The organism is Arcicella lustrica (assembly GCF_034930985.1).
GTDB lineage: Bacteria > Bacteroidota > Bacteroidia > Cytophagales > Spirosomataceae > Arcicella > Arcicella lustrica.
The window spans coordinates 92272-109439 of record NZ_JAYGIM010000007.1 but is presented as its reverse complement, the minus strand read 5'-3'; the positions used below and the strand labels follow the sequence as shown (position 1 = coordinate 109439).

Here is a 17168-nt window from a genome sequence, read left to right as displayed (position 1 = left end):
TTCTTATTTCTCAATCTTGCTTCTTGTATCTTTTGTCTTTAATCTCGCATCTTAAATCTTGCGTCTTGTATCTTGACTCTTGCTACTTATTAAAATCTAAAAAAATGCTCTCATACAATCTCTTACATAACGTCGCCATTTTAAGTATCAATGTTGCGAATCAAGCAATGAATGTCTTGAATGACGAATCAATTCCTGCTCTTGCTAAGGCATTAGAGCAGGCATATTCCGACCCAGAAGCCAAAGGAATTATCATTACTTCCGAGCGACCAGAATTTATCGCTGGTGCAGATTTACGCATGATTCTCAATAATAATGGTAAAGCTCCCGAAGAACTCTACCAGCTTTCAAGGTCATTGAATACCATTTTTCGCAAAATGGAAACCAACGGAAAACCCATTGTAGCCGCCATCAACGGCACAGCTTTGGGCGGTGGTTATGAAGTATGCTTGGCTTGTCATCATCGAGTAGCCATTAATAACCCTAAAGCCTTAATTGGTTTGCCAGAAGTAACTATCGGTTTACTGCCCGGCGGTGGCGGTACGCAGCGTTTGCCCCGAATGATAGGTTTGGAAATGGCTGCTCCACTTTTATTAGAAGGTAAAAAAGTATCTCCCAAAGAAGCTCTTTCGCTTGGCATGATAGACGAATTAGTGGATTCGCACGAAGCGATGATGGAAAAGGCTTTTGCATGGATAAACGCCAACCCTGTTGCTTTACAACCTTGGGATGAAATTAACCGAAAAACTGGGAAGATTCAAGCCAAAGAAAATTACAAAGTACCCAACGGGAATATCCTAAGCCCTAAAGGAGTACAATTAATGATGGGCGGTACTGCCCTAACGATGACTAAAACTAATGGCAATTATCCCTCGCCAATCGCTATTATGTCTTGCGTGTACGAAGGATTATTAGTGAATATCGACCGTGGACTTATCATCGAAGCTCGTCATTTTGTAAAAGTTGCCAATTCTTCTGTGGCTAAAAACCTGATTCGCACCATGTTTTTTGGGCTAAATGAAGTAAACAAAGGAGCAAACAGACCGAAAAATATTGAAAAAACCGAAGTAAAAAAACTGGGCATTTTGGGTGCTGGCATGATGGGTTCGGGTATTGCTTACGTTTCGGCAATGGCAGGCATTGAAGTTGTATTAAAAGATATATCGCTCGAAGCTGCCGAAAAAGGAAAGCAATATGCTCGGACTTTACTAGAAAAAGCCATCAGTAAAGGTAAAATGAGTGCTGAAAAAGCCGAAAGTATTTTAAGTCTTATCAAAACTACTGATAATTATGCCGAGCTTGAAGGAGCAGATTTAATCATTGAAGCTGTTTTTGAAAACCCTCTATTAAAAGCAGAAGTATCCAAAGCATCAGAGTTTTTCTTGAAAAAAGATTCGGGTGTTTTTGCTTCAAATACTTCTACGTTGCCGATTTCAAATTTAGCCAAAGCGACAAGTCAGCCTGATAAATTTATTGGCATTCATTTCTTTTCGCCTGTGGACAGAATGCAATTGGTAGAAATCATCATGGGCAAAGAAACTTCTGATTATACTCTTGCTGTAGCGATGGATTTTGTCAAGAAGATTCGGAAAACGCCAATTGTTGTAAACGACTCTCAAGGTTTTTATACTTCCAGAGTATTCTTTACTTATACTTCCGAAGGTATTGAATTATTAAAAGATGGCGTAAATCCTGTGGTTATCGAAAACATAGCCAAACAAATGGGAATGCCCGTTGGTCCTTTGGCAGTTTCCGACGAAGTAGCCTTGGATTTAGCCTATAAAATTGCGAAAGAGGCTGTAGAAAATGGTATTTTATCTGAAACAGACACGGCTTATCAAGTCAGTAAACAGTTTACTAAAATGGGACGTTTGGGCAAAAAAGCCAAAGCAGGCTTTTATACTTATCCTGAAAATGGCAAAAAGTATTTGTGGGAAGGTTTAACAGAAATTTTTCCTTTGAAAGAAGAACAATTAGCGGTTGAAGAAATCAAGAAAAGATTATTGTACCGACAAGCTTTAGAAACCGTAAAATGTGTGGAAGAAGGCGTAATTCGTAAGTATTTGGATGCCGATTTGGGTTCAATCTTCGCATGGAGTTTCCCTGCCTATTTAGGTGGAACGCTTTCCTTTGTGGATACTGTGGGTATCAAAACTTTTGTTGCCGAAGCCGACCGTCTGGCTGATAATTATGGCGAAAGATTCAGACCAACCCAAAAACTGAGAGAAATGGCAGAAGCCGGCAAAGGCTTTTATGAATAATGTTTTTTTAATTTTATTCAGTATTTTTGAAGGTAAGTCTCTTTTGGCTTGCCTTTTTTATTCCTACAAACCCTAATGGAAAAACGATGAAATTAATTTGTAAGCACCTAGCTTTTATTTTGCTACTTTTTTACTCAACAAACTCCTCCGCTCAATCTGTTTTATGGATAGTAGAAGGTAATGGTTTAGAAAAACCTTCCTATATTTTTGGCAGTGTTCATGAAATGTGCCAACATAATTTTAAATGGGATATTAAAATCGAAAGGGCAATGAAGATTACCAAAAGAGTTTGTTTCGAGATTGATATCAACAATATTTTTGAACTTTTCAGGCAAAAAAGAATTGAGAAAATGCCTGATGGATATTCGCTAAAGGATTTTTATTCTGAAGAAGATTATGAATTGGTGAGTACTTACTTTAAAGAAAAGTTTAAGATTAATGTTGAAAAAAAAGACAATATCTCTCCTTTATTTTTAATGATGAATGCTGCTTATAAAGGGCAAAAGGAAATCTGTAAAAAAAGAATTTCCTACGATTATGAGATTCTTAGATTATACAAAGAAAAATATACTTTACCCGTTAATGTTAATAAAGTTGACGGACTTGAGACAGCCGAGGAGAGAGACCACATCCTTAAAAAAATAAGTTATCAACGTCAAGCAGATATTATACTCCATGTAATTCGACAAGAATCTATTGAAAAAACGTCTTCTGCATTAGAATATGCCCAGATGATTTCATCTTATTATAGAATGGACATTGATGAAATTAGAGAGAGTTCTAGTACAGACCCAGAAATAAGAGATTTTGAAAATAATATCATTGATGCTAGAAATGAACTATGGGTAAAGAAGATGCCCAAAATGATGGAAAATAATCCTACCTTTTTTGTAGTTGGTGCGGCACATCTTGGTGGAGACTTTGGATTAATTAATCTTTTAAAAGATGAAGGTTATACAGTACGCCCCTTAAAAATGACTTGGGATAAGAAATTATAGTTTCACCCCAGAACTTATTCTTTCAACTTTCATTACCTTTACGAAAATCCCCAAAAACCCTTGTAAGTCCGCAAGATTTACAAGGGTTTTTTGTGGTAATGCAAAGTCAAGAAGAAAAGTTTGAAGGCTTAATTGAAGGAATTGTCGCTAATGGCTACGGCGTTTGTGATGATTTTTTGAGTAGTGAAGAAGTAGCAATGCTTAACGCAAGATTTACCGAAAGGTTTGAAGATGGCAATTTTAAAGAAGCAGGTATCGGCAAACAAAGTGAAGTACATCAAGCTAAAGAAATCAGAGGTGATAAAATTCTTTGGTTGGAAACAAATACGACAAATATTGCCGAAAGAATACTCTTAGATAAAAATCAAGCATTTATTAATTATCTCAATCAAACCTGTTATTTGGGCATTATTGATGCAGAAATACATTTTGCCAAATATGACATTGGTAAATTTTACCGCCGACATCGAGATACTTTCCAAGCCCAAAAAGGCAGAATACTTTCTGTAATTTATTATTTAAACAACAATTGGCAAACCGAAAATGGGGGAAACTTATTGATTTATACCCAAGAAAACAATATTGAAAAAACAATCAGCATCGCCCCATTGGCAGGAAGATTAGTTTGTTTTGAAAGCGACAAACTAGACCACGAAGTAAGCGAAACTTTTAGAGAAAGATTGAGTATTACGGGTTGGTTGTTGAATGGATAGATTTTTGTGGACTGGTTAAGACGATAGAGTGAGATAAAGCTCTTCAATTTGAGACAATCACACAATTCCCAAAACTCATTTCTAAAAACTCATTGAACAGTAAAAAATCTGTATTTTTTTCACTACAGATTAAAGAATGATTTGGTATTATTAAAGATTGAACTACCTTTAATAAATTTTAGTTATAAGTGAAATTTAGACTTGTAAAAATAGAAAAGCTAAGCGGGCAAAAGACCCAAGTTTACTCCATCATCATGAATGATGAAGACAAAAACTTATTTGAGCATTTTTTGGAAGAAAATAGTCCCAATTTCCGTAATGAACTTACGGAAATATTAAGTAGAATCAAGAGTATTGCTAACAAAGAGGGAGCCAAAGAATACTTTTTTAAAAAAGCAGAGGGTAAACTTGGTGATGGCGTAGAGGCTCTTTTTGATGAGTCCAAACGTAAGTTGCGATTATATTGTATTCGCTATGGTTCTGTAATACTCATTTTAGGAGGTGGTGGTTCAAAAAATGTAAGAGCTTTACAAGATGACCCCAAACTAAAACAAGAAAATTATTTATTAAGAAGTATTTCTAAACGTTTAAGTCAAGCAATGCAGGATGGAGATATGCAGTGGAACAGTAATTATACTGATTTTATAGGCACCTTTATTTTTGATGACAACGAGGATTTTTAAACAGACAATTCATGGCACTCTTAGATGATTTATTGGCTGAAATTACGCCTGAACAACAGGCTCGTACTGACCGTAAAATGCGTATTGCTGTTATGATTGCAGACGCAATGCAAGCAAAAAACTTAGGAAGAAAACAGTTTGCTGACAAGATTGGCCGTAGACCTTCTGAAATTACTAAATGGCTTAGTGGAACACATAATTTCACGGTTGAAACAATTGCGGATATTGAAAGGACACTCAATATTAAAATTTTTAATCTATCAAACAAAAACAAAATAAACCCAACCAAAAGCTCCCAATCTACTCCACAACATACCGCTTAATAAGAATAGAATGATTTCTTTTGATGTCGTTACGAGTTTTGGTATATTTCTATCAAATTTATTATCAGATGCTTAACTCGTAAATTTTATGGATGATTCGCTCGTTTTTGAAGATTGGGACTTAATTATTGAAGACATTCAAAACCAGAAATGTATTGTCATCGTTGGACCAGACATTATCGAGTATGATGGCTACCCAAGTTTCTTTGAAGCAGTTTCTAATGAATTAATTGATAATAAATATATCAGTCAATCTTTTGTTGAAGAGCAATTATTCCAAATAAAAATCAGCAATCCTGTTCGAGCAAAAGCTGAAAAAAATGATGGTATTCGTCACATTGCGAAGGCGATGCAAAGAGTAATTGAACAGAATCAAACGAAGCTTGATGCGATTGCGGAACTATTAAAAAAGTTGCCTTCACAGTTAATCCTTTCTCTGATTCCCGAAGAAGCTACTTTCTCACGCATTTTACAGACGCCCGTTCGATATTATCATAAAAATAAAACCTCCGAAAAAGAAGCACTTCCTCCGCTCAGTCCCGATTCGCCAACGGTTTATAATATCTTAGGCTCATTGAGCCAATCAGAATCCTTGGTTTTTACTTATGATGATTTATTTGAATATATTTTCAGTATTCTAGGCGACAATCGCTTGCCTCAGGAATTACAAATTGCCTTAAAAAGTGCAGAACGCTTTATTTTTCTAGGAGTCAATTTCAATAAATGGTATATGCACTTATTGTTGAAATTATTGGCTTCTGATAAAAATGTATTGGCGATAGATGCCCACATTCCCGAAGCATCTCGCACCTTTATCATGAACCGTTTGTCTTTAGAAATGATGGATTATACACCTTCGGCTTTCTTAGATAAACTAACCTGCAATTGTCATGGTGCGTTAAAATCCAAAGAAGATATTTCACCCAAAACAATTGTTCAACCGATTAATGTACCTGTTTCAGTCAATAAACCTAATAAAAATACTCCTGTCAGAATTTTCCTTTCTTATGCTCATGTAGATGAAGAATTCAAGAAAGAATTACTCATTACTTTATCGCCTTTGATTAACCAATCGAAAGAAATAGAAATTTGGGAAGACCGACAAATTGTGGCTGGACAAGAGTGGGGTAAAGCCATTACCACAGAATTGCAAGACGCTGAATTAATGATTTGTTTGGTGAGTAGAAATTTCCTGAATTCTAAATACTGTATCGAGCAAGAAGTAGCGAATGCCATCAATCAACAAAAACACGTTTTACCTGTTTTGCTTAAATCTTGTGCTTGGAAAGACTTCCCTTTTCTGGCATCTCGACAAGTAATTCCCAGAGATAATAATTCAATCATAAGCTTTAAAGACCAAGATGAGGCTTATCAAAGTATTTATGAAGAAGTAAAACGTTTAGTTACATTGATTAAATCTGAAAGAGCATGACAGTCAGTAAAAATCGTTATCCTGGGCCTAAACCATTTAGAACAGACGAAAAAGATATTTTCTTTGGAAGAGATACCGACATTGCCGAATTCTATAAGTACATTTTTTTACACCAAAGTGTGGTACTCTTTGGTAAAAGCGGCTATGGAAAAAGCTCATTAATCAATGCTGGAATTATACCTTTATTGGCAGAAAAAAATAAACAAGTACATTTCTTCGAAGTAAAGTTTGGTCCTTATGTTTCAGGTTCGGATAGGTCAACGCCCATCGAAAGAATTAATGCTATCATCAAGGAAAAATCGACAGAAAAATCAACCTTGATTTTAGAAAAATACTTTGAAACAGATGATTCCTTTTGGCATACACTCAAAAACTATCAGATTAGTCACGAAGCAAACGAAATAATTTTCTTTTTCGACCAGTTTGAAGAGCTATTCACTTATCCGCAAGAACTCATTTTTGAGTTTAAGCAACAATTGGCAGATGTATTGTACACAACCGTGCCTGCCTTTTTTAGAAATCAAGAAGATTTATTAGACCAAGAAGGAATATCAGAAGAATTCAGGCTTAATTTCTATCAAAAACCAGAAATTAAAGTCGTTTTTGCCATTCGTTCAGATAGATTGGCTCAATTAGAAGAACTTAAAGATTTTCATCCAGCTATTCTTAAAGATTGTTATGAATTAAAAGGTTTGGATAAAGAAGGCGCTTTGGCTGCCGTTTTAAAACCAGCAACCTTACCAGACGAACCCGCAGGAACATTTAAAACGCCAACTTTTGAAATTAAACAAGAACTAGCAGAACAGCTAGTCAGTGAATTACAAGATAGAAATGGGCGTATTGAAACTTCTACCTTACAAATTATTTGCTGGCAAGTAGAAGATAAATTTGTTCCTGCTTGGATACAAGGCGATGAAAAATTTGTATTGACTTTCGAGCAAATTGATATTGACCAAGACGGACAAATAAAAGGCGATATAGAAACCGTTTTTGATAATTATTACAAGGATACCATTGAAACTAAAATTGATGCACCCTTCCGTGAAGCAGCTTATCGCTTGGTTGAAGAAGTATTGGTTCAAAATGGACAAAGAATTCCTTTTGAACATCACTATTTGATGTTTGTGGTTTTAGTGGAACAATTACATATTCCTGACAGACAAATTGCCCAACAAATATTAGATATTTTACGAGAAGCATCTTTACTGAAAGTAGAACAAGATTCGCAAAGACGATTAATGTATGAATTAGGACATGATACTTTGGTTGACCCAATTAGTAAAGCCGCAAAACTCCGTGAAGAAAGAGACGAACAAATACGAGTATGGGAAGAAGCTGAAAATGCAAAAGAATTAGCCCAGAAAGCTCAAGACGAAAAAGATAGAGCTAACGAACAAGCAGCACAGTTTTTAGTACTGAAACGACGAGCAGAAGTACGCTCTGTGATTGCCTTTGTTGGTTTTATCATTGCTTTTATCGTGGCATTTTATGCTTATTATCTAAAAAGAGAAGCTGACGATTTAAGTTTAAAACTACAATCTGCCTACTTAATAACAGAACAAGCTAAAACAAAAGTACAAAGTCAGCTCGATACTGCTCTGACTACCATTGCTCATGATGTGATTGATAAAGGTATTAAAAAGACAGAAGTAGATAGTGGTAACAAAAAGCCCACTTCCCAAAAATCTAGCTATGATTCTGCCATCGCAATTTTAGCTAAAATAAAAAATACAACCCTAAGAACTCAAGTAAAGAAGGAACTTCAAAAAGCGAATACTTCAAAAAAATATGATGAATTTGACACAAAAAGTATAACGCCTATCAATCCAAAAGTTTCGCCAAAAGAATTTGATTCCAATAAAAAATTGATTGAGAAAAAAGTCCTACCATAAATTTTGTTTTACTTATTTACTTCTTCTTTAGCATCAGGATTTACTTGATGGGCATTTTGCTGTTGATGATTATTCAAATTAAACCATTCCGTATTTTCTGTGGACATAATGGCTTCGATATTCGTTACGAATTGCTGAAAAGTAGCATTTTCTAAATAAGGACCTGATTTGGTTAAATACAAGTATTTTTCTCTTTTGAGCACCTCTCGTACTTTTCTGTAATTCACCCAACTTTCATGGTAATTAAAAAGGGCATCTAAACCACTTAAAATAGCGATTAATACGCCTATAAAACTTATTATTGCAGGAAATGAAGGCACTTCGCTATACTTTGTAGCCAGAGGTAGCGAAGCAGAAAGAATGATAATTAACACCTTGGTTCTAATGTAGTTAGTTTTACTATTTCTACTTTTCTGAGCAAAGAAGTTCATTTGTTCATCCAATCTTTGTTCGATGTATTCTTGTTCTGTCATGGTTATTTAGGAATTTGGAGATATTAACCATAATTTAAAAATATCCTGATAAAAGAACAAATTTCAACAGAAATTATAAAACAAAAACGCCTGTCTCTAATGTTAGAAACAGGCGTTTGAAATGTCTTTATCTATTTGAAAACTCCTAATGGGTCTTCTTTTTTAGCGATTAATTCTTGTAGGAAATTCATATCCAGAAAAGTAATATCTAGTATTCTACATTTATGAAAATATTCCCAAGCTTTGTCGTAATGTTCTAATTGAAATTCGGCGATGGCATATTTTAACCAACCATTTGCATTAGTTGAATCAATTTTCAATGATTTATCCAACAACATTAAAGCGTCGTCGATATCATCACATTTCTTTTGTTCTTTAAAACAAGCCAATTGCACCGTTGCTACGTCAATCATTAAGGTTGGGTTTTCGGGTGCTAAAGCCAATCCTTTTCTCAATAATTTAGCAGACTCTTCGTAATTTTTTCTCTGATAACTTATCGAACCTAATCCCCAATAAGCTTCAACATTATTCTGGTCAAGTAAAAAACTGAGGTTGAATCGGTACGTAGCGGTATCCAATAAACCTTCACTCAAATATTCCCAGCCTCTTTCAGCAAAAAACTTACTTGCCTCAGCACGGTCTTTGAAGTTTTGTTCACATTGAGCAAAGAATTCTTTAGATTTCAAAATCTGTTCATCCACAATCTTTTTGCTACCAAAAAGCGGGATATACTTCACATCTTGACTATCGACTGCAAGTTCTTTTTTGGGAGCTTCTTTAGTACTAGCCAAAGGAATTGGTTGAACCTGAGCTAATAAAGACTGAAAGCTAGACGATAAAATAAATATATATATTAACTGCTTCATAATGGTGGTAACAATACGAATGTTATAACGATGCCTAATAATTATTATTGTTTTGGACAAAGCTTCTTTCAAAAACCAAGCCTGATAAGTATTTCATGATAAATTATGCTAATCAAGAACCATAAATATCATGAATTTATAAATACTATCAAGCGAATTAATACATTTTTATGCTATTCAATGTAAAAATAACAATATCTAGCACAAAAAAAGGACTGATTCTAAAGAACCAATCCTTTTTAGCTACTAAAAAAATATTTTTACGGTAAATCAAGTAAAAAACCAATGGTAAAGTTTGCGTCCCAGTCAAACACAAATTGTTCGCAACCTGTTGATTCAGCAATGGATTTATAGATATTCAAACCAGCTTTAGATTTCGCATTGTCTAACTGATAAGCCGAAGGAGCATCCAAAACGGTATAACGTTCTTTGTCTTTTCGTACTTTCTTCGCTAATTCAAAAGGTACGCCACCGATGATAAAACAAGTTTTGCGATTGGCTTCTGGTATTTGTTTAGCTTTTTCGCTCACTTCTTTACTAACCGTTTCGTCACTTACGCCATTCTGAAAATACTTCGCTCCATACGATTCTACGGAAGTTAATTTACCATTTTCTTTCCATGAAATTTTGGTATTTCCCGAACCAATATCCGCTACAAATGAATTATCAGCATATTCGGCAGGTTGTACACATTTCAAGCCTAAAATTCCTTCTTGTTCTGGCGTTACGGTATTCACAAAGTATTTCAAAGATTTCAATACTTTAATGATTTTCTGAGTGCCTTCTGCTTTTACAGCTCCAGAACTTACCACAAAGTGAATATCTTTTCCACTTACGCCATAATCCAACATGCCACCGATGTATTTTTTCAAACCTGCTCTGATGTCATCATCACTTGCCATGTTTTCAATCACCAAGCTGTTTCCAAAATCTGCTTTTTCAAGCTTCCAACGTTTGTCAGCATCAATTCTGATAATAAATGAATTGAAACCACTTGCACCTAATTCAACTACTCCTTTCAATTTCCCTGCAATTGGGCCGGGAGGAGTATAATCAAAACTCTTTTTCTCGCTTTCAACGGTAGCCAAAGAATTCTCTTCAGAAGAAGATTCTTCTTTACTATCAGAAGTGTTGCTGGCAGAAGCTGTTGTTGTTGGAGCTAATTTTTGGAGTGCTTCTTGTCCTCCGAATTTAGTAAAACCATAATAAATCGCTCCTACGATAATGGCGGTAATCAATAATCGTCCCGCTACGGTTAATCTTTGCATTGTTTTTGAGGGTTTAGTTGAGTTACGAGCTTTGAGCTATGAGCTTTTTTATATTTTTGAATAATCTAATTCTAAAATCTTTCTTCTTGTCTCTTGCGTTTTGTATCTAAAATCTAAAAATCTTAAAGTCTAAAATCTTTTTTCTTGCTTCTAAAAATCCTAAAGTCATAAAGTCCTCAAGTCTTAAAGTCCCAGCAAGCACATCTTGTCTCTTGCTTCTTGTGTCTTGCGTCTTGCGTCTTGCGTCTTGTCTCTTGCGTCTAAAGTCCCAACAAAGATATTCAAAGCCCCAAACCTCGCTATTTTTATTTGGTTATGTGGTAAAAGCAGGCATTCATTTTGTAAAAATTGATGATGAAATTGAAAAGCCTAAAATTGTTGCCGAAGTAAAAACCGAATTCATATCTTTACAAAAATCTCTTTTCGCTACAATGTCCAAGCAAAAACTTATCAAAGCCTTTCAAGCAATTATCAAAAACAAATACTTTAAAGGAATAGCCAGCCTTTTTATGCTTTTTGTTTTGTTAGATTTGATTTTTCCATTCAGAATCAATCCCAATTATTCTACACTCATTACCGATTCGGAAGGAAAATTACTGCACGCTTTTTTGAACAAAACCGACAAATGGCGAATGGAAACCGAGTTAAACGAAATTACACCAACGCTCGAAAAAGCCATCGTTTTTAAAGAAGACCGCTGGTTTCGTTGGCATTTTGGGGTAAATCCCTTTGCCGTGATGCGAGCAGGAGTTAAGAACGTGCTTACAGGCAGAAGAACCTCGGGAGCAAGTACAATTACGATGCAAGTAGTCCGCTTGCTGAATCCTCAGAAAAGAACTTATTTCAATAAATTCATCGAAATTTTTCGGGCGATACAATTAGAATTTCACTATTCTAAAGACGAAATCTTACAGTTTTATATCAATCTTGTGCCTTATGGCTCGAATATCGAAGGCTTAAAATCGGCTTCTATTTTATACTTTCAGAAGTCGCCCAATGTGTTGAGTTTAGCAGAAGTAACGGCTTTGACGATTATTCCGAACCGACCTTCAAGCTTGCGTTTGGGCGTGAATAATCCTTATATTTTACAAGAAAGGAATCGTTGGTTACAGAATTTCAAGGAAGAAAAAGTATTTAACGCACAAGATATTGAAGATGCCATGAACGAACCGCTGAATGTAATTCGCCACGAAGCACCACATTTAGCTCCGCATCTTTCTTTGCGTTTAAAACAAGAAAATCCGACAAAATCTATCATCAAAACGGCTTTGGTTCGTCATAAACAATTGACGATTGAGAACATTGTGCAGAATTATATCAGTCGCTTGTACGCTATGAACATTCATAATGCTGCCGTGATGGTGATTAATAATAAAACGCATCAAGTAGAAGCTTATATCGGTTCGGCAGATTTTAATAATCCGATTGATGGCGGACAAGTAGATGGCATTCGTGCCATTCGTTCGCCGGGAAGTACGCTGAAACCTTTACTTTATGCAACGGCTTTCGACAAAGGAATTATTACGCCAAAAACCGCTATCAACGACGTACCGACTAATTTTGGCGGTTTTGAACCTGAAAATTTTGATAAACTTTTTCATGGAAAAATCACGATAGAGTACGCTTTGGCAAACTCGCTGAATATTCCTGCAGTAAAGATTTTAAAAGAAATTTCTACGCCTGTTTTGGTGGATAAACTCAAGAAAGCAGATTTCCAGACGGTCAAAAAGAATTCTTCCAAACTTGGGCTTTCATTAGTTTTGGGCGGTTGTGGCGTTACTTTAGAAGAATTGACCAATCTTTTTGCGGCTTTTGCCCAAGAAGGAAATTTCCAGAAAGCTACTTATACTTTAAACGCTGATACAAAGTCACGCATAAAAAATGAAATCATTTCTAAAGAATCCAGTTATTTGATTACGCAAATTTTGGCACAAATTACTCGTCCAGATTTACCCAATAATTACGATTATACTTACAGAATGCCCAAAATTGCTTGGAAAACAGGTACTTCTTTTGGTAAAAAAGACGCTTGGAGTATTGGCTACAATGCTCATTATACCATTGGCGTTTGGATTGGGAATTTTTCTGGCGAAGGCGTTCCCGAACTTTCGGGGGCAAATATCGCTACGCCTTTACTTTTTGATATTTTTAATACTGTCGATTATAATTCTTCTTCCAAATGGTTTAAAGCTCCCGAAAATATCGCTTACCGAAAAGTATGTGCCGAAAGTGGCGATGTGCCGAATGATTTTTGTACACACCAAATTGTGGATTATTACATTCCAAGTGTGTCTAAAATGACGAAATGCCAACACGCCAAGTATATTTATGTAAGTACGGATGAAAAAATAAGTTACTGTTCGCATTGTTTGACCGAAAGTGGAACGGTGCAGAAACTTTACCCAAATTATGCTCCTGAATTATTGAGTTGGTACGAAAGTAAGCATATTCTTTACGAAAAAGTGCCTCCGCATAATCCGAAATGTGAAAGAGTATTCAATACCAACGCTCCGCAAATTGTGTATCCTGTGGATGGTTCGGAGTACTTTTTGGACAAAGATGAAAACCAAAAATTGATGCTGAATTGTCAGGTAGGCAATGAAGTAAAAACGGTTTATTGGTACATCAATGATAAATTATTGCAAAAAGCTTCACCGAATACAGAAGTATTTTTTAGACCAGAAGCAGGCAAAATCAAAATTTCATGTAGTGACGATAAAGGACGGAATGCAGATATTTATGTGGAGGTAAAGTGGGAGTGAGTTTTTTCAGTAAGTAAGTTTTGGAGTTCTTCAGAAAAGAAAAAAGGCTCAGATTTTACCTGAGCCTCTACAAATAATTTATACAAAAGTGGTAATTAACATTGGCTTGAAAGTATTCTTTCTACTTAATCTTAATAATTTTCACCGTTGTTCTACGATTTTGCTGGTGTTCAATTTCTGTACAACTTACGCCATCGGCACAACTATTCACTAATTCGCTTTCGCCATAACCTTTGGCCAAAATTCTATTGCGACTGATTCCTTTACTGACGATATAGTCAACTGCGGCTTGGGCTCTCTTTGTTGATAAATTCAAATTATCTTGTGCATCGCCACGGCTATCTGTATGTGAACCCAGTTCTATCACCATTGTTGGTGTTTTTTGAAGCGTAATTGTCAATTTATTTAATTCTCGCATGGCATCTTTCCGCAAAGTAGCACTGCCTGAATCGTAATAAATTTTATTCATCGTGATTAAATCACCTTCTTTAAACAAACTCAAATCCTGTGAAATTACTTTGGCATTGCCTTTTTTTACTTTCTTAATTTTGTTGACATTTTTGCCATAACCATTTTTAGAAACTTCAATGGTATAATCGCAATCTTCATTCATGTAAAAAGTATAACTACCGTCGGCACCAGTAGTAATTTGCTGAATACTATTATCACAAACATTGATAAAAGAAACCAAAACACCTTCCATTGGTTTCTGATCAATTTCGCTTTTCACAAAACCCGTAAGCATGGATTTATTTTTGAGATTAGCAGGATTAGGGCTTTTTTTAGTCGAAGTACTATTTTTTGTCGTTGAAATTTGCAATTCAAGAGGTGCTTGTTGGGCTAAATCTACTTCTAATGTCGATGATTCTGTATCAATTTCTCCTTTGGTTGAATACCCAATTGTTTTAACCACAAAACCTTCTTTTTCTATTTTGAAGGAATAATCGGTGTCTTGTGCAGTACAAAAAGTAATATTGCCATTAGCATCTGTTTTCTTGCTTTCTAAATGACTATTGGCTGAAGTAATCACTACGACGGCATTGCTGATTGCTTTTTTAGTCTTTGCATCAAATACAATAATCGTCATTTCTCGACAATCACTAATTGTTTTTTCAACTGAAAAACGGTAAATATCATCATCTTCGCCCAATTTTCGGTTAGAGCTAAAATAACCAATTTGTCTATTAGCATCACTAATAATACCAAAATCATCAAAGGGAGAGTTGAACGGTTTTCCTATGTTTGAAGCCTTTGAAATACTTTGTCCTGCATTCATTTCAGCAAAGAAAATATCCAAATCACCTTCGCCACCTTGTCCGTTTGAAGAGAAGTATAAATTCCCATTTTCATCCACAAATGGAAATACTTCAGAGCCTTTTGAATTAATGTTTTTACCTAGATTTTTCGGAACAGTCCATTGTCCATTATTATAGCTTACCGCCCAAATATCCATTCCCCCAAAACCACCTGGTCGGTCAGAAGCAAAGTAAAGTATTTTTTCATCTTTAGACCAAGCAGGATGTGCTGTTGAATATTCGTTATCATTAAAAGGCAATTCTATGGCTTCTTCCCAATTTCCATTAATGTTTTCAGAAATATACAGTTTCAATTTACTGATATTGTCTTCGCTGAGCCCTTTTCTATTGCCTATTGAATTATTACGAGTAAAGATAATTTTAGAAAAATCATGGTTGAAAGTAGCTGGGCCTTCATGGAATTTAGAATTGAGAGCTTTGCTAAAGCTTTCAGAATTAGCAGTTTGATTACTCAATTTTTCATCTTCTCCGCTAAAGTAATTGAGGGTTTTAGAATCGTTGGAAGTCTGTCTGGAATAATAATCATCGCCCAATGCTTTTGCGTTCTTGGCAGTACTTTTGCGTTTTCTTTTGTCAGCATTCGGCTCATTGCTTTGTTGTACTTTCTTTAAATCGTCAAGGTAATATAAATCCAGTAAGCTACCTTTATCATTTATTAATTTGGTAGAAGATTCTTTCTCTGAACAAAAAACAATACCATCTTTGTAATACATTGGACTAAATTCTGGACCAGAAGTATTAATATCCAGATATTCAATTTTATAATTATTGGCATTGTGAAGAGTAGCAGTCGATTTTTGCGAAGTTGGGCTACTCATATTTTGTGGAGTATTTCCAGATTGATTTTTAGTACTTTGGATGTTTTCAGATAAAGACAAGTATTCTTGGGCTTCTTGGAATTTTCCATTGTTGGCTAAAACCTGCGCAAAATTCACATAAGCCTTGGCATCGTCGCTAATAAGTTTCGGGAAAGTGTTAAATGCTTGTCTATAAATGCGTTCAGCATTTACTTCGTCTTTGTTTTGTTTATAACTATAAGCAAGTTTTAGCAAAACAGAAAGTTTGTTTTTGGCAGAAAGCGTAGCATAACCATTTTTTAAAAGTTGATTAAAGGCCTGAATAGCTTTGGGATATTGTTGTAATTCGTACAAACGAACAGCATTATCAAGAGGAGTATCAACATACTGGGCAGCCAAATAACAATTTGGCATAACAATCAAAAAGAATAAAAGAGCATTTCTTTTGAGTCTGAGCATGTTGTTATTTAAGAAAGGCATTGTAAAAATAATTCCAAATTTCAGCGTAATAACTTCCAAATTTGGGTTTTATAAGTATGTTCAATGGTTGTTTCAACGTTCGAAATGTCACATAAATCATGCCAAAAGCTAGTTGAAAATTAGAAATATATTACTTGATATTAACATTTGTTAATTGATAAAAGTACTTATTATTCGGAAGAAAACAATAGGGTTTTAGATGATTTTGGATTAGAATGAACATTCAGAATGAAGGATTAAAGGTTTTAGCAGTATATAAATCAGAAAAATGTTAAAAAGTTTTTATAACGAAAACCTGATTGAAGCAGGTTTAGACGAAGCGGGACGTGGATGTTTGGCAGGGCCAGTTGTTGCTTCTGCGGTGATTTTACCAAAATATTATACGCATGCTTTGTTGAATGATTCAAAGCAATTGAGTAAAAATCAAAGAGAAATTCTTAGAAAAGATATTTTACAAGATGCACTCGCTTGGGAAATAGCAGAGGTATCCAATCAAGAAATAGATGAAATCAATATCCTAAAAGCCAGTATGAAAGCCATGCACTTGGCAACGGATAAACTAAGTATTCGACCAGAACATTTATTAATTGACGGCAACCGTTTTCCAAATTACCCATTAATTCCGCATACTTGTATTGTAAAAGGTGATTCGAAATTTTTATCCATTGCGGCGGCTTCTATTTTAGCCAAAACGTATCGTGATGATTTAATGGAAGAATTAGCCTTAACATTCCCTGAATATGGTTGGGAACATAATGCGGGTTATCCAACGCCCAAACACCGAAAAGCTATTAAAGAATTTGGCGTAACGATTCATCATCGTTTAACATTCAGGATGTAAATCATCTGAAATTTGTTTTTAACTTTACCAGCATTCTATTAACACTTCAAAAATTAAATTGTA

At 35.1% G+C, this 17168-nt stretch carries 13 protein-coding genes; 9 read left to right on the top strand and 4 right to left on the bottom strand.

What is annotated here, in order from left to right; all coding sequences use genetic code 11:
* Window positions 1-104 precede the first annotated feature (104 nt).
* The 7 genes from VB798_RS09815 to VB798_RS09785 all read left to right on the top strand — a co-directional run bounded on the left by VB798_RS09815 (window position 105) and on the right by VB798_RS09785 (window position 8302).
* On the top strand, window positions 105-2261 hold the full coding sequence (locus VB798_RS09815) for a 3-hydroxyacyl-CoA dehydrogenase NAD-binding domain-containing protein (RefSeq protein ID WP_323258298.1): 2157 nt from the start codon (window positions 105-107) through the stop codon (window positions 2259-2261).
* Window positions 2262-2347: 86 nt separating this feature from the next.
* Window positions 2348-3259 carry a TraB/GumN family protein gene (locus VB798_RS09810; RefSeq protein WP_323258297.1) on the top strand — a complete coding sequence of 304 codons (912 nt, stop codon included), beginning with the start codon at window positions 2348-2350 and terminating at the stop codon, window positions 3257-3259.
* A gap of 98 nt (window positions 3260-3357) precedes the next feature.
* Window positions 3358-3972 (top strand): 2OG-Fe(II) oxygenase, encoded by a 615-nt coding sequence (locus VB798_RS09805; RefSeq protein ID WP_323258296.1) that lies wholly within the window; start codon window positions 3358-3360, stop codon window positions 3970-3972.
* Window positions 3973-4160: 188 nt separating this feature from the next.
* Window positions 4161-4655 carry a hypothetical protein gene (locus tag VB798_RS09800; RefSeq protein WP_323258295.1) on the top strand — a complete coding sequence of 165 codons (495 nt, stop codon included), beginning with the start codon at window positions 4161-4163 and terminating at the stop codon, window positions 4653-4655.
* Window positions 4656-4666: 11 nt separating this feature from the next.
* Window positions 4667-4978 carry a helix-turn-helix domain-containing protein gene (locus VB798_RS09795; protein WP_323258294.1) on the top strand — a complete coding sequence of 104 codons (312 nt, stop codon included), beginning with the start codon at window positions 4667-4669 and terminating at the stop codon, window positions 4976-4978.
* An 88-nt stretch (window positions 4979-5066) separates the two neighbouring features.
* Complete coding sequence (locus VB798_RS09790) at window positions 5067-6410, top strand: toll/interleukin-1 receptor domain-containing protein (RefSeq protein WP_323258293.1); 1344 nt, start codon at window positions 5067-5069, stop codon at window positions 6408-6410.
* Complete coding sequence (locus tag VB798_RS09785; RefSeq protein ID WP_323258292.1) at window positions 6407-8302, top strand: nSTAND1 domain-containing NTPase; 1896 nt, start codon at window positions 6407-6409, stop codon at window positions 8300-8302. The genes VB798_RS09790 and VB798_RS09785 overlap by 4 nt, the downstream gene beginning before the upstream one ends.
* A gap of 8 nt (window positions 8303-8310) precedes the next feature.
* Here the strand turns inward: VB798_RS09785 and VB798_RS09780 are convergent, their stop codons facing one another.
* From VB798_RS09780 to VB798_RS09770, 3 genes are all read right to left on the bottom strand, one after another.
* Window positions 8311-8775, bottom strand: coding sequence for a DUF4231 domain-containing protein (locus VB798_RS09780; RefSeq protein WP_323258291.1), 465 nt, complete (start codon window positions 8773-8775; stop codon window positions 8311-8313).
* A gap of 131 nt (window positions 8776-8906) precedes the next feature.
* Entirely contained in the window at window positions 8907-9641 is a 735-nt protein-coding gene (locus VB798_RS09775; RefSeq protein WP_323258290.1) for a tetratricopeptide repeat protein, read from the bottom strand.
* Window positions 9642-9901: 260 nt separating this feature from the next.
* Window positions 9902-10909, bottom strand: a complete 1008-nt coding sequence (locus VB798_RS09770; protein WP_323258289.1) for a hypothetical protein — start codon at window positions 10907-10909, stop codon at window positions 9902-9904.
* 254 nt (window positions 10910-11163) lie between these two features.
* On the opposite strand from VB798_RS09770, the gene pbpC reads away from it, so the two are divergent.
* The gene (gene pbpC, locus VB798_RS09765; RefSeq protein ID WP_323258288.1) at window positions 11164-13671 is read left to right on the top strand and encodes a penicillin-binding protein 1C; all 2508 of its coding nucleotides are present in this window, start codon (window positions 11164-11166) and stop codon (window positions 13669-13671) included.
* Window positions 13672-13792: 121 nt separating this feature from the next.
* Here pbpC and VB798_RS09760 read toward each other — a convergent pair whose 3' ends face one another.
* Window positions 13793-16243, bottom strand: a complete 2451-nt coding sequence (locus VB798_RS09760; protein ID WP_323258287.1) for a carboxypeptidase regulatory-like domain-containing protein — start codon at window positions 16241-16243, stop codon at window positions 13793-13795.
* A gap of 289 nt (window positions 16244-16532) precedes the next feature.
* Here VB798_RS09760 and VB798_RS09755 point away from each other — a divergent pair, with 289 nt between their 5' ends.
* Complete coding sequence (locus tag VB798_RS09755; protein ID WP_323258286.1) at window positions 16533-17105, top strand: ribonuclease HII; 573 nt, start codon at window positions 16533-16535, stop codon at window positions 17103-17105.
* The last annotated feature ends 63 nt before the right edge of the window (window positions 17106-17168 follow it).

Excerpts from the sequence above, each read along its gene's own strand:
- VB798_RS09815 (WP_323258298.1), top strand. The coding sequence starts at position 105 with ATGCTCTCATACAATCTCTTACATAACGTCGCCATTTTAAGTATCAAT.
- VB798_RS09810 (WP_323258297.1), top strand. The coding sequence starts at position 2,348 with ATGAAATTAATTTGTAAGCACCTAGCTTTTATTTTGCTACTTTTTTAC.
- VB798_RS09805 (WP_323258296.1), top strand. The coding sequence starts at position 3,358 with ATGCAAAGTCAAGAAGAAAAGTTTGAAGGCTTAATTGAAGGAATTGTC.
- VB798_RS09795 (WP_323258294.1), top strand. The coding sequence starts at position 4,667 with ATGGCACTCTTAGATGATTTATTGGCTGAAATTACGCCTGAACAACAG.
- VB798_RS09790 (WP_323258293.1), top strand. The coding sequence starts at position 5,067 with ATGGATGATTCGCTCGTTTTTGAAGATTGGGACTTAATTATTGAAGAC.
- VB798_RS09785 (WP_323258292.1), top strand. The coding sequence starts at position 6,407 with ATGACAGTCAGTAAAAATCGTTATCCTGGGCCTAAACCATTTAGAACA.
- VB798_RS09780 (WP_323258291.1), bottom strand. The coding sequence starts at position 8,775 with ATGACAGAACAAGAATACATCGAACAAAGATTGGATGAACAAATGAAC.
- VB798_RS09775 (WP_323258290.1), bottom strand. The coding sequence starts at position 9,641 with ATGAAGCAGTTAATATATATATTTATTTTATCGTCTAGCTTTCAGTCT.
- VB798_RS09770 (WP_323258289.1), bottom strand. The coding sequence starts at position 10,909 with ATGCAAAGATTAACCGTAGCGGGACGATTATTGATTACCGCCATTATC.
- VB798_RS09760 (WP_323258287.1), bottom strand. The coding sequence starts at position 16,243 with ATGCTCAGACTCAAAAGAAATGCTCTTTTATTCTTTTTGATTGTTATG.
- VB798_RS09755 (WP_323258286.1), top strand. The coding sequence starts at position 16,533 with ATGTTAAAAAGTTTTTATAACGAAAACCTGATTGAAGCAGGTTTAGAC.